This window comes from Neobacillus paridis, assembly GCF_016765675.1.
Taxonomy (GTDB): Bacteria; Bacillota; Bacilli; order Bacillales; family Cytobacillaceae; genus Neobacillus; species Neobacillus paridis.
In genome coordinates, this window is sequence record NZ_JAESWB010000134.1 from 1 (window position 1) to 12881 (window position 12881).

Below are 12881 nucleotides of genomic sequence, written 5' to 3' on the forward strand. Positions count from 1 at the left end.
CGCCACAAGAAAACCTATACCCCATTTCATCCATATTAGATTTCACTCAATCATTACAGGCTCTCTCTATGAAGCCATCTGCATAGGCCGAGATATTCTCGGTTTTATGGGGTTCTTCCCCGAATTGAATAAAGGAGGCTTTCACCATGATCCAACTTTCCGAACATGTTGAAAAACAACTGCAAGAAATTCTTGAAGATCAACAGGAAAAACCAAAGAGTACCGTTAGAAATCGAGGGTACTACCGGAAACAAGCCTTCCGCTTGAAACAAAAACGAACAAAAGAGGTCAAACAGATTTTAGGAAAACAGGAGTTTTTCCGACTAGTTGAAAACAATGCGTTAACTGGGATTGAAAATAGACATGTTCTTGGTTGTTCTTGTGATATGTGCAAGTTTGAAAAACACTATTCCATTGAAAGTGCAAAATACAAAAGAAAACGTCTTCGTTTGGAACAATCACTTCATGAATATGATTTGGATTCGGAAGAGGAGTAAGACTTCTCTTCTCATTATGGAGAAATTCTCTAAAAGAAAGGAGTTCATATAAGTGGAATTACACAAAGTAGAACGTCCCCTTTGGTCAGAAAAAATGTTAAGTCCTGTTTTAGAGACAACGTCTGTTTTGGAGGAAGCCGGCCAACGAAATTCTTCCCCTATCAAGGAGGGAAGAGATAAACCAGAAGAAACCCTCCCCTGCAATCGGGTACCAATATCTTCAAGCAAAAAAAACCGGCCGCCGCTTCCCCTTCATTCTACTATTCACCGCTTGGAAAGTGTTGTTGTCTACTTAAATCAGGCGGTCGAGCTTCTAAAAATTGGAGACTTTCCATCCCTGTTAACCTATTTTGACAAAAGCAACGGAACATTCGGAGACTTGATCTCTTATCTGTTAAACGGAGACCATTCAGCAGAAAAATTACTCATTCAGTACTTTAATGCATTTTTCAAAGAAACAGACTTCTTCGTGGAAAGAACGCCATCCCCCAATAAAGAATTTTCGCTTCTTTTTCAAGACCAGCCAATTGGCCTCATCCATATTGCCTCCAGAAACGTATACATCCATGTGGATATAAAAGACCGACTCAAAAGGCGCGATGACATCCTTCATGAAATAGAAGAAAGTGAAAAGGCGATGGATGAAAAAGAAAAAGAGCTGAAAGAACGCCTAGCCGAATATCAGGGGATGTCCCTGCAATTCCGCCATAAACAAATGATGAAACGAATCAAAGTGGAACTTAAGGATTTGCCGGCTCAACGTGAACTCCTTAAGAAAAAACAAGAGGAAATCATAAGAGGCTGTCTCCTCTATAAGGCGATGAGCGAACAACTAGGTAAATTCGCAAATTCCGTTTTCTCTTGTGGTTTTCAGCTTCAATGTTTTGTGGAAGGACAGGGGTTTGTTTGCTACCAAGTTCTCTAACTCTTTTCAAGAAAAAGTTTACAATTTGTTTGCAACTTTCTTTTTTCTCTCTCCATCTTCTTCTCTTTTCTTTTTTTGTCTCCTTTTTACATCATGATTAAAAAATAAGTCAGGGACTCTGACCCAGGGTCCCTGACCTATGGAAGCAGGTGAGAGGAGGACGTTTGCAAACAAAATGCAGACAAATAATCTACTCTGAAATGATGGATTCGAATGTCGTAATATTAGTATAATATAGTTATAAGATATATTTAAAAAAAATCTGTCTCTAAATTAAATAAACGGGATCAAAAGGAGGAATTTTAGTTGAAATACCAAGAAATAGAACGGGATTTGTTTACAGTTCCTAATTACTATGCTCTTGCTCACTGTATTTCAGCTGATTGCAAGCTAGGAGCGGGGATTGCCCTCCAATTCAACAAAAAATTCCCCGTCATGAAACAAGATTTGCTGTCAAGAAACCCTAAAGTGGGGGAAGCACAAGCCTTTCATGGACCATTTTTGATTTTCAACCTCATTACGAAAGAAAAATATTGGCAAAAACCTACTTACAAAAGTCTCACGCAGTCACTCTATTCAATGAAACATCAACTTACACAGCTTGGTTTCCATCACCTTGCCATGCCACGAATTGGATGCGGGCTGGACAAATTGGATTGGCCGATTGTTCGGTCCATTATTAAAGAAGTATTCCAGGATACATCAATCGAGATTCTAATTTGTGTCAAATAACCTCTGCTTATGCAGAGGTTTCCGTATTCATAGACAGAATAACGTAATAACGGTATAATGACGTTATAAAATAATCATTTTATTAAAAAGAGGTAAACGGACTGGATCTTACCGTTGTTTCAGGAAGAGGTCTTCCCCCAAATAGGTTAGTTAAAGAGATCAAGACCTATATCGAGACTCATTTCACGAGAAAGCCGGTTGAGGCAGCGCACAATGTCGCCAACCAGATATCCCGTTTCTCCGCGTAATGTTCCGCTCGGTTGGGGAGGATTTTGATTCTTTGGTTCAGCACCGCTACCTGGACACAATGAGTATCCTCTAGGGACTCTATGCAGCAAGAAAAGTGCCGAAAGAAGCCTGTTTCTCCCAAGGGGTGTTTGATTACTTTAGAATTGATGTGAAGGGAAGGCACACGGCATTAGCCGATGCTCTTGCTACCTTTCAACTACTTCACCATACTTCAAACAAACGGCTACAAAGGACCGATCTATCACTTTGATAAAGGAGGATTCTATGCATTCTTTTCATCTTCAAAACAGCCAGGGCCAAACCCTTCAACTGGAGGTTGACTTTTGTTCTCTCATGGAACAAATTCTTTCAACCTTTCTTAAGAATTTAGGCGAAGACCAGCTCATCCATATCAATAAGGACTATCAAAAAATGTTTCGAATCTTAAATGAGGAAGAAGCCTTTTGGGTTCAGTACATAAACGAATTTCCAAAAAAGAAAAACGGAACCTTCCGCCGAAATCGTAAAAAGACCATTTACCGCTGCCGAACCCTTGAATATGAGGATGAGGAATCTTACGGTTCCGTCGCTCCTGAACTTCGAATGGAAATCACAAATGACTTGTTAGCAAAAGTTACCTGGAAAGAACGGGTTATTGAAAGAATGTAAGAAAGGGGGGATTCATTGACCATTACAATTCGAGAAAAATTTCTGATTGAGAAGGCCATCGAAAGAATTGCTTTAACAGATCTATCCTATTTTACCGTAGACATCATTCAGCGCCAAGTAGAGATGCCAATGTATGTCATTTTTGGCGTTTTAACCGAGTTTGTGAAGGATGAACGGCTTTTTCTTCATGCCTATCTTATTTGTTGGCATTCTAATTTACAGTATTTAGAGATTTTAAAAACATTTGATTTTACTTGGAAGAATGAGATGCTCTTTTTAGATTTGGGGAATGAATGGGGAAAAGAATATAAGTGTTCAGTCTGCCACAAACAAAAGGCAGTCGATCCCCACCATTTGATTCCTGTGTTTACATTTGCTGAAGAATTGATTTCACAAAAAAAGATTCCTATTTTCCTAGAATCGAATAAATGAATTATGGTAGAATATAGTTATAAAATGCAAGGAGCGAATCGATGATTAAGGTGCAAATCAAAACAGACGAAGGAATTGAAAAATTAAAGGGACAGCTTGCTATTGCGGCCGTGTTTTCGGAAGATAAGGAAAACATCAATATTAAATACTCCTTAAAGGGGAATGTGGGTGTCGAAGACTGCATTCGTCTTGGCGCATACGTTTTCAACGCTATCATGGACTATTGCATGAATCAAATGAGACAAGCAACCTCTGACCAATCCGAAGAAATTATCCGCGACAAGGTACTTCTTCAAGCCAATTCTTTTCTGGATGAACTTCGAACACCTGAAGTTTCCATCAAACACAATACTCAAAAAACCCAAACAGGTTCCCGTGTTTTCCATCCAAGTAAAAAAAACAACATCTTGGTCTTGAATTAATTTTGTAACTATTTTACGATATCGGAATAATGATAGAATAAGAGAATAATAATACTTATTCTATCTTTATGCGAGATTTTTTCTCGTTCATCCTAAAAGAAAAAGGAGCGTTTTCATGTTAAAAGTAACAGTTGAAGAAGATAGCGAAAAAGTAGGGGAATTCGAAGGAGAGTTCATTTTGTTTGCCGGTGAAAATGGGAATCTAGGAATCTGTCATATTTCCGGTGCTGTCAGTATGGAGAGACTGGTCCGTGTGTCAACGAGCATCTTAAACGGAGCTGTTCATTCCTTAAAACAAAAAATCGTCCCTCACATTGCAAAAGAGCAGGGTGTGACAGATGCAGAAGGAATAAAGAAATTGGAAGAAAAAATTAAGGAGTATTTTTTTCAGCTAATTACGGAAGAAATCAAGAACTAATTTGAAGCTGTTTCTAAATCATAACCGCTGCTAGTTTTTAGCGGTTTTATGGGAAATTTCCCTTTATCAAAAATGAGGAGGATCCTTTCGTGTATACCATAACCATTGAAGAAAACGGAAGAACAGTTGAAAAGGTGGAGTGCAGCTCTTTACTTCTTGCTACCAATCAACAGCTTAAAGAAGATGTAAAAGCAGGCGGGGTATCGGTCCTTGGCGTAAAACAGTTAAAAGAACTTGCAGTTCTGTCGCTTCTTTGCCAAATGTCTGCTGACAATATCATGCAAAAGGAAATTCTAAAAGACTTTCGTGAGGACTCGAAAGGGTTTTCTCCAGAAGAAGTGAAACAACTACTTCCACTCATCATGCAATCCCTCTATAAGGATGCCTTTCAAAGTATTCAAGGATTGGTTGACCTGTCCAATCTAAACAAAAATCTTCTGACTTAATTCCATAAAAAGGGGCATGTCCCCGTTATCCAGACGGTACGGGAGAACGTCTTAAAAAACCGCCCCGCTTATAACGGGTGAAACTGGCCGTTAGAGGGTGGCGTTTTCTTCCCAGAGGGAGAGAGTTTCTCTCCCAATCCCGTCCGTGTGACTTCAAAAGTCAGGCAGACTACATCTCGGTATCTACCGGCTGGTAAAGCACGACCTGGGCAGTTTTGTGGAAAGCAAAGGATGTAGCTACAACCGAGCGACCGACCGACAGCGAGGAAAGGGGAAACCTTTTCTTGTTTTTTTGCTTGTTTTCTGTCTCATTTTACAGGGGTAGAACTGCCCTTCACTCCCTTCCTCTGCTCGGAAAGGGAGGTAAACAAAACCAAACAAAAAAGAGGGGGAAATCTTCGTCTTATGTCTGTCGCATTGGCTGATAGACGATATGTTTAACGAATTTAATGATGATGGAGGAGATTAATCATGAAAACGTTAGGTAGATTATTCAGACGACTTGGGTTGATTCTTGTTCTATTGGGAGCAGGAGGCAGTTGGATGGCACAACAAATGGATATGCAAAACATGCAAGACTTCATGGATCAAATGAACCAAAATCAAGAGTCACTTCTCAACCACGGGGCTGACGCTGATTCACAAGATGCGCTAAAAGAGGTGATGAACCAATCATCAATGGATTTCGCCAACACCCCATCGACCGAAACTCCACTTTTAGATGCTCTTGATTCCATGATGAATGAAACTAGCCCTGACTCCATGTTCCAAAATACCAGCTTTGACATGTCATCTTTTGGACAATAGGGGTTATTCTCGATGTTTGGTCGGAAGGATTTTTCCTTCCCCCTTATGAGACACTCCTTTTTTTAGGGATTGTTTCTTATTCCCTTTTATGAATAACGTTAAAATGGTATAATATAGTTATAATTTTAAAATATAAACGGAAAAGGAAGGTGCTTAAACATGGAGTTTACATTTCAACGAATCAATGAAGAAGAATTGCTAGTCACATTTGACAATGGTGAAGAGCAAGTCATGACCAATGACGAATTAACAGCTTTTCTGGAGGATGAGAAAGTTACTCTGCAAGGGATAAACTTTGATCATTCCAGAGGGTTTACCATCAGTCAAATGATGGACTTTCTTCTGAAAGGATTTTTAAACAGCATGGAGGAAAAGTCCTCTTTTGCTGGGGACCGTGTGCAGGTTCAAGTTGTAAAAGAAGAGATCACAGACGATGAAGAGGGGCGTAATATTGATGCGGTATATAAAATCGTAAAAGAGACAACCGGTGAATTCGTGGTGGATGTCGATTTCCATATTGAAGGCATTACAGGGGAAAAGGCAGCGGCATTTCCAGAAGCCTGCCGCTTGTTCCTGCAACTCTACTATTCCGGCATTCACGCTACCAACGAAGACAAAGTAAAAGCCTTTGAAGTATTTGGACTAAAAGCACCTGATGAATTTTTACAGTAAAAGAGGGGGTGTTTCCATGAATTTCATACAAATCGTGGATGGGATGGAAGTGTATGTCAAAAAAGAAGGCGATCTGGTTCAGTGCCGGCCCATATTTTTGATGAACTGGCTATCCTTTGAACTTCGGGCTTTCACTCAAAAAGAGGTAGAGCCTCATGTGGCTCGTTTGGTTCAAGGAAAATTTTCAAACAAATCAGCTTAAAGAAGGGGGCATTTCCGTGTATAAGTGGGAATGAATGAAAAAGATTTCGTATCATGAGGCACTTTAGTGCTTCCGTCAAGGAGAAGAAGTATTCGTTTTGTATGAGGACGACACAGAGGGTCTTGTCGAAGAAGAATTCCGCCTTCATGAACATGATAAAGCCGGCGGCAAATTCGGCATTCATAAAAAGGGGGAGTTTTAAGATGAACGAAATCGATCTATTTGATTTTCAGTTTCTTTTGTATTTGATTGTGACGATTGTCTGGATTTTAATGGAGGATTAAAGTATTCAGATGAATGTCTGAACACTCGTGAAATGCAAAATATTCGTCGGTTTGTTAAGCGTAAGCGATTAGCCAAGGACTATAAAGAATAACTGAAAAATGAAAAGTGATAATAGATAAATAACAAAAAATTTTAGCAAACGACCTTTTTTGAAGGAGTTTGCTTTATGGGCAACCGCCTTTTTCATTTTAATAAGGAGGATACGCTATGCCATTAGTGGAAGACATTTACTACCAACTCTCTCAAATCAGTGAAAATGCCGATGATTGGTGGCAGCAAAAACCCATCGAGTTTTCCGCCTTAAGCAATCTCTTGCAGGAAGGGGAGGCATTGTTTCAATGTATCCTGGCAAGTAATCCATCCACCCATCAAACCGGCATTTTAGTCGCCACCCCGTATCGTCTGTTGTTTGTCACTTCCTACATGGGCCAAAGTTACCATCAAGAATTTCCCTATCAATTTCTTCAGGATATAGAAAGAAAGCCGTACAGTGAAACGGTTCTCCTCTACACCCAACAAGGCATCTTCTCTTTTGCAACCTCACCATCTGAAAATTTTGTGCAGCTTGTTCGTTCCCTTCTGCACGGAACGACATTTTCGAACGCAAAACTAACGGCTGTTCCCGGTCTCACCTTCCGTCCTTTTGAAAAGACCCAGCATGCTTTCTATGAGGAAGATTCTTACGTCAATTCTGCTTTCCATGATTTTGATGTGATCAATCGAACCTTCCTTGAGAGAATCAAGGATTTTTTCTCCAAGGCATCCGACCTGACGATCAAAATAGGGATCACTTCGGTGATTCTTCTCGGGATTGGAGTCGCTCTTCTTTCGATGGAATGGAAAGACGAACCGGCAGAAATCACTTCTGAACCCCGAAATACCCCCATTGAAAAAGAAGCGTTCCAAGCCTATGTTTCCGATATGACCGGTCACTCCTATATCCAAAGCGCCAATTTAAAAAACGGAGTTGCTCATATCCAATATTACAAGGATTTTAACACCCTGCAAAAAGAGAGAAAAATCCAGCCCTCTTTCTACGACAATGCCGATTTGTTCCAGGATTACTTTTCAAATGATGTGAATGTGTACAAAATCTTGTCGCATGAACCTGTAACGCTTCTCACTCAAGTGAAAGGGGTAAAAGAGGTTAATCTCTTGCTTCCATACAAAGGAAAACAAGTTTCCCTTCATATGACAAAACAAAACCTTGACGACAAGTTTTCATTAAACGTGGATAAAATCCGCACAAAAGAAGCCTTTGAAACCCGATTTGAGAGGGTGTACCTCCCGATGAAAAAGCAAAAAGAACTGGCTCATGCCTTCTCAAATCTATAAGAAAAAATCAAAAAAGGAGTGAAGTACTTGAAACGATTCATTTCAGCTTGGTTGTTGCTGACCCTTTTAGTTGCATTGTTCCCGTTTCATCAAACTCAAAAAGCAGAGGCCAAGACCCTCCATGCAGGTCAAATAAAAGTAAAGCTCTTAAAGGTCATTGACGGGGATACGATTTCTGTTCTATATAAAGGAAAAAAAGAAACAGTACGACTTCTTTTGGTGGACACTCCTGAAACTCACCATCCCAAACTAGGAGAGCAACCATACGGAAAAAAAGCCTACGCCTACACCAAAAAACTTTTGAATAGCAAGTATGTATACCTGGAAAAGGATTATTCCAATCGGGATAAATACGGAAGACTTCTCATGTATGTTTACACAGAAAAAGGAGAAAGCGTTCAAGAGAAACTCGTAAAAAATGGGCTTGCTCGCGTTGCCTATGTCTATCCGCCCGACATAAAATATGCCGATTCCTACTATAAAGCACAAAGCATTGCCATTAAGAAACATTTGAATATTTGGAAAGTCCCCAATTACGTCCAAAAAGACGGGTTTCACCCAGAAGTACTAAAGGGAAAAGGACTTTTTTCATCCACAAATCCTGCCAAGATGACTCTTTACAAAAGCGAAAATCTCCCTCTCTCCATAAAACTCCTACAAAACTATAAAGCATTCTCTGGGGAACCTCATCAAGATATTGTGAAGTCCAAAACAGATTCAAAAAGGTGGATGAGATTGGAAATGTTCCCAAGTGATGATTCTTTTGCTGACATTGACACCGAAACCAAGAACACCCTCCAGAAGAAATATCGACTGTTTAAGCATGACACTATTACTAACAAGAAAAGAACATTCTTCCGAAACGCCCATATTTACCACGCAAATACGCAAGGTAATGGGGTAACAGCCATTGTGACTAAAATTCAGGGTAAACTGTTCCGGTTTGAAATTTTTTACCCGGCAGACAAACAAAAAGAAACCTTAAACGATTTCTACAAAATGATTGAAACTGTCCATACAATAGAACTCTTTGTGGAATGAAGAAGGTTTGTTCTTGATTCTTTTCCAGCCTTTTGTGGTTTAATGAAGTTAAAAGGAAACATTTTGTCAGGATAGTCCACCCCGGTTAGCTAAAACTCAAGGGTGGATTATTTTTTTGGTTAAATGATAGAATGGCTACAATCAACTTTCCAAATGTTAGATACTGTCATATCAAGTTTCTTTAGTCTTCCCTGTTCTGTATTCCCCTATCTTCGAATGGATAAAATACATAAAAATCTTCAATTTTCCACTTCGTTCCTCTTGATTGAATAACGGAATATTGTTATAATATAGGTACAATTATTAAACAATGTAATAATTAGTTACTAAAACAGCGAATAAAAAGGGAGCGATGTAAAATGGCAAATCAAACTCAAATCCAGAGAGAACAAATCTTTGTAGTGAAGACGAACAAGAACGTCTTTGAGGCATTGGATGCGTTAAATGCCGAAAATGAAAAATTCAACAAAATCCAACTTAATCTTGTTGATTACGCTAAAACGCCAAGCGTATTTGTCTCTCACTCGATTAACCCTGACGTGCTGAAGGTCTTGGCAACAGACATCCTGCAAGGAACATTCACCGACTATGCTGAATACAAGGGTTCTGCCCAATCGAAACGCCCAGACGGAAAACCGGAAGCCCGCGTGTTAAAAATTATGAAACGATCTGGCAAGCCGGGTGAAAAAATTAACTACCCGTTTGCGATTACGATTTCGGTCGGAGAAGGGCAAGTGATTAGACAAGGGGCAGTCAAAATGGTGAAACAAGAACAATCCGTCAACATGCTTTTATCTGAAATGGACATGAAACGATTTGCCATTACCGCATTGGATTACATTCGCAACTTTGAAGCCTATCACCAGTTCCAGAAAATCCGTGAAAAGGGCGCGAAAGCTGGACAAAAGGGTGCATAAGCCACTAACCCCCAAAGAAATTCTTTAGGGGGTATCCGATCAGAACAAGAAGTTTGGTTCAAATGATTAAAATTTTACGTAAATATAAAGAAAAAAATTGGCGGAGCAAGCGTAAGTAAATATCACTATGAAGTGAACTTCTTACCTAAAGCGATTGTACCTATCACATTTACAAACAAAGATTAATAAATAATCTAAACGATTAGCTAATAAGGAAAGGAGAAGAACAGTGAGAAAATGTGTTTTTCGAAAAGCTCCAAAAAATCAACACGTAAGACAAGCCCTAATGGAAAGTCGAATTTTCTCCTTTCCATCCTTACAAATGAAGTGCTTGAACAACTAAAGGGAGATTTTTTGTGTCTATCGTGATGAAACCCATAAAAGAAGAAGAATCAAACCCTTCTATCTTTGAATGCTTGAGCAAACGGAACTGAAAATCAAAACGATTCGAGGAAAATCAACCTTGACGGTTCGCTATAAAAGGGAGGAATAACAACATGTTCCCAAAAAACAAGTCTCGTAAGTGACACTTCTTTTCAAGGATCGCAAGAGGGGATGAGTTCTACGAATGTTGCAGCGCTAAAAAGTCCTCAAGCGTTGAGATCCTCAATCATATCCAATATCTTTTTGATCGTGATGGAAAGTAGTGATTGACTTCATGGACGATGAAGAAGTACACATAACCACCTTGCATACCCTCAAAGATGACATCCTAGAAGTAAATTGAATGAAGGCAAACAGTGCAATCGTCACTATCTCACATCTCCAACCACAAAAAAAGATGGGAATTGGAAATATAAGGTAAAAAGACTCAAGGTATGCCCGCCACGGCAAGATGATGTCTACAACCAATTGAGAGACTTGCTTGAAGTAGCGAAAATATTAGGCTTTTATGATGTCGCGGATATGGGGCGCATTTTTTCCTGAACAAATATGATGAAAAAAGGGGTTGAGACGATATGAAGTTCCTCCTGTTAGGTTATTTGCTGGATAGGAATGGTCAATACCTTAAGGAGGCGGAGCTGGGGGAGTATGCCACACAACAAGCAGCGAAAGACGCAATCCCCCATTTTCAGAAGGAATTTACTTACTTCCGGATTGTGTAAACCAGAAAATATCGAAACCATGCAAACAGCTGGACAAGGGAGAGTGTCGGATTGAACAGGAATGAATGAAAGTGACCTAGTGATTATGGGGAGTAAAAGGAATTGCCACCCAAAAAAAGGAGAGAGTGAATTGACACAAGTACAAGAAAAATATAGAACTCCTTTTGATTACATGGCCACCTTAAGCGGGAAGAACATTTATCCACTTAACCCAAGATCAGAAGAAGTGGATGTGCAGGATATGATTCACGCCTTAAGCCAGTTGTGCCGATACGGTGGACATGCTGCGTTCTTCTATTCTGTTCTGCACCATTCCCTTCTTGTGGAAAGATACTTAAAAGATAAGGGAGCAAGTCCTTTGGTTCGGTTTTACGGACTTTGGCATGATGGTACCGAAGCCTATCTGGTAGATCTGCCAAGACCGGTCAAACGAAACCTATCTGAATATGTGGCGATTGAAGACCGACTTCATCAAGTCATCTGGGAAGCACTTGGCGTAAGACCACCAACAGAAGAAGAATGGGAGCTGGTAAAAGAGGCCGATAACGCTATTTTGTACTATGAGGCTAAATTTGTGCAGCCAACAGGGGTTTGGTGGAGGGAACTTCATCAAGACTTGGGATATGAAATCAAGGAGGAATTGCCGAGTCTCCTTCGCAAAAAATTCCTGACGATGCACCTCCACTTGAAAAACCGAATGGGAAGACACTAGTTTTCTAGCGTTTTTTTGTTGTTTTTCCCTCTTTGTTTTCCAAGACTTTAGATGTGAATAATGTTATAATAATTATATATCGTAATAAAAATTGAAAGAGAGTGGGAAAGGGATGGCAGTACCCAAGGTGGTCCACTGTAAAGTCGAGCCGTTTGATGTGTACATTGGCAGAGGGAGAGGCTCCAAGTGGGGGAACCCGTTCTCCCATAAAGAAGGAACAACCGCAAAATACAAAACCAACACAAGAGAAGAAGCCGTCGAGAAATTCCGAGAATGGTTTTTAACGCAGCCGGATCTTGTTAAAGCCTTGCCAGAATTAAAAGGGAAAGTTCTTGCTTGCTGGTGCAAACCAAAAGCCTGCCACGGGGATGTCCTGTTGGATCTCGCCAATAACTATACCGTGGATGAATTACTAAAAATGGGAAAGAGGGAAGGGGTAAAAGACATGAATATAGACAAAAACAAAGCATGCGCATTTACAGGGCATAGACCAAAGGATTTAGTGGAAAACATCCAAAACCCATATGACGAAACAAATCCTGTCATCTTATATGTCAAAAAACAATTGCGGTTTGCGATAGAACATCTCATCAAGGAAAAGGGTGTGACCACCTTCATTTCAGGGATGGCGCTAGGAGTCGATACATGGGCAGCAGAAGCGGTGCTGGATGTAAAGAAACGCTATCCTCACATTCAACTGGTTGCTGCGATTCCCTTTGCAGGGCAGGATCGGAAATGGCCGGAATCTTCCCAATTTCGCTATCGGGACATCTTACGACAGGCAGACCATATTGAAATTGTATGTGACGGGGGCTACGAGCCGAAGAAGATGCAAATCCGAAATGAATGGATGGTAGACCATGCCGCTTTTTTAATAGCCTGCTGGAGAGGGAAATCAACCGGTGGAACAGCGAATTGTGTGAGGTATGCCAAAAAAGCAGACCACAAGCCTCATATCATTCATATCAACCCAACGCTCTTTCGAGTAGCCTAAATGGTCACATGAGAAAATTTATCGTTAAGAAATCCTTAACG

General features: G+C 40.1%; 17 protein-coding genes. All 17 read left to right on the forward strand.

Going from position 1 to position 12881, the window contains the following annotated elements; all coding sequences use genetic code 11:
• Positions 1 to 146 precede the first annotated feature (146 nt).
• The 17 genes from JK635_RS07295 (at position 147) to JK635_RS07375 (ending at position 12840) form a co-directional block, all read left to right on the forward strand.
• Entirely contained in the window at positions 147 to 497 is a 351-nt protein-coding gene (locus JK635_RS07295) for a hypothetical protein (RefSeq protein ID WP_202653298.1), read from the forward strand.
• Positions 498 to 549: 52 nt separating this feature from the next.
• A complete protein-coding gene (locus JK635_RS07300; protein ID WP_202653299.1) occupies positions 550 to 1422 on the forward strand; it encodes a hypothetical protein in 873 nt (290 codons plus the stop codon).
• A gap of 306 nt (positions 1423 to 1728) precedes the next feature.
• Positions 1729 to 2154 (forward strand): macro domain-containing protein, encoded by a 426-nt coding sequence (locus JK635_RS07305; RefSeq protein WP_202653300.1) that lies wholly within the window; start codon positions 1729 to 1731, stop codon positions 2152 to 2154.
• A 513-nt stretch (positions 2155 to 2667) separates the two neighbouring features.
• Positions 2668 to 3051: a hypothetical protein gene (locus JK635_RS07310; RefSeq protein ID WP_202653301.1), complete on the forward strand. Its 384-nt coding sequence runs from the start codon at positions 2668 to 2670 to the stop codon at positions 3049 to 3051.
• Between the two features lie 15 nt (positions 3052 to 3066).
• Positions 3067 to 3483 (forward strand): hypothetical protein, encoded by a 417-nt coding sequence (locus JK635_RS07315; RefSeq protein WP_202653302.1) that lies wholly within the window; start codon positions 3067 to 3069, stop codon positions 3481 to 3483.
• A gap of 41 nt (positions 3484 to 3524) precedes the next feature.
• Positions 3525 to 3905 (forward strand): hypothetical protein, encoded by a 381-nt coding sequence (locus JK635_RS07320; RefSeq protein ID WP_202653303.1) that lies wholly within the window; start codon positions 3525 to 3527, stop codon positions 3903 to 3905.
• A gap of 115 nt (positions 3906 to 4020) precedes the next feature.
• On the forward strand, positions 4021 to 4323 hold the full coding sequence (locus JK635_RS07325; protein WP_202653304.1) for a hypothetical protein: 303 nt from the start codon (positions 4021 to 4023) through the stop codon (positions 4321 to 4323).
• Between the two features lie 89 nt (positions 4324 to 4412).
• The gene (locus JK635_RS07330; RefSeq protein ID WP_202653305.1) at positions 4413 to 4769 is read left to right on the forward strand and encodes a hypothetical protein; all 357 of its coding nucleotides are present in this window, start codon (positions 4413 to 4415) and stop codon (positions 4767 to 4769) included.
• Positions 4770 to 5312: 543 nt separating this feature from the next.
• Complete coding sequence (locus tag JK635_RS07335) at positions 5313 to 5576, forward strand: hypothetical protein (protein WP_202653306.1); 264 nt, start codon at positions 5313 to 5315, stop codon at positions 5574 to 5576.
• 159 nt (positions 5577 to 5735) lie between these two features.
• Positions 5736 to 6248 (forward strand): hypothetical protein, encoded by a 513-nt coding sequence (locus JK635_RS07340; RefSeq protein WP_202653307.1) that lies wholly within the window; start codon positions 5736 to 5738, stop codon positions 6246 to 6248.
• A 16-nt stretch (positions 6249 to 6264) separates the two neighbouring features.
• Positions 6265 to 6450, forward strand: coding sequence for a hypothetical protein (locus JK635_RS07345; RefSeq protein WP_202653308.1), 186 nt, complete (start codon positions 6265 to 6267; stop codon positions 6448 to 6450).
• A 492-nt stretch (positions 6451 to 6942) separates the two neighbouring features.
• Positions 6943 to 8070: a hypothetical protein gene (locus JK635_RS07350; protein ID WP_202653309.1), complete on the forward strand. Its 1128-nt coding sequence runs from the start codon at positions 6943 to 6945 to the stop codon at positions 8068 to 8070.
• A gap of 27 nt (positions 8071 to 8097) precedes the next feature.
• Positions 8098 to 9111 (forward strand): thermonuclease family protein, encoded by a 1014-nt coding sequence (locus JK635_RS07355; protein ID WP_235887962.1) that lies wholly within the window; start codon positions 8098 to 8100, stop codon positions 9109 to 9111.
• Between the two features lie 359 nt (positions 9112 to 9470).
• Entirely contained in the window at positions 9471 to 10028 is a 558-nt protein-coding gene (locus JK635_RS07360) for a hypothetical protein (protein WP_202653310.1), read from the forward strand.
• Between the two features lie 959 nt (positions 10029 to 10987).
• On the forward strand, positions 10988 to 11134 hold the full coding sequence (locus JK635_RS07365; RefSeq protein WP_202653311.1) for a hypothetical protein: 147 nt from the start codon (positions 10988 to 10990) through the stop codon (positions 11132 to 11134).
• A 130-nt stretch (positions 11135 to 11264) separates the two neighbouring features.
• Positions 11265 to 11846, forward strand: a complete 582-nt coding sequence (locus tag JK635_RS07370) for an HD domain-containing protein (protein WP_202653312.1) — start codon at positions 11265 to 11267, stop codon at positions 11844 to 11846.
• Between the two features lie 112 nt (positions 11847 to 11958).
• Positions 11959 to 12840, forward strand: coding sequence for an SLOG family protein (locus JK635_RS07375; RefSeq protein ID WP_202653313.1), 882 nt, complete (start codon positions 11959 to 11961; stop codon positions 12838 to 12840).
• Positions 12841 to 12881 lie beyond the last annotated feature (41 nt).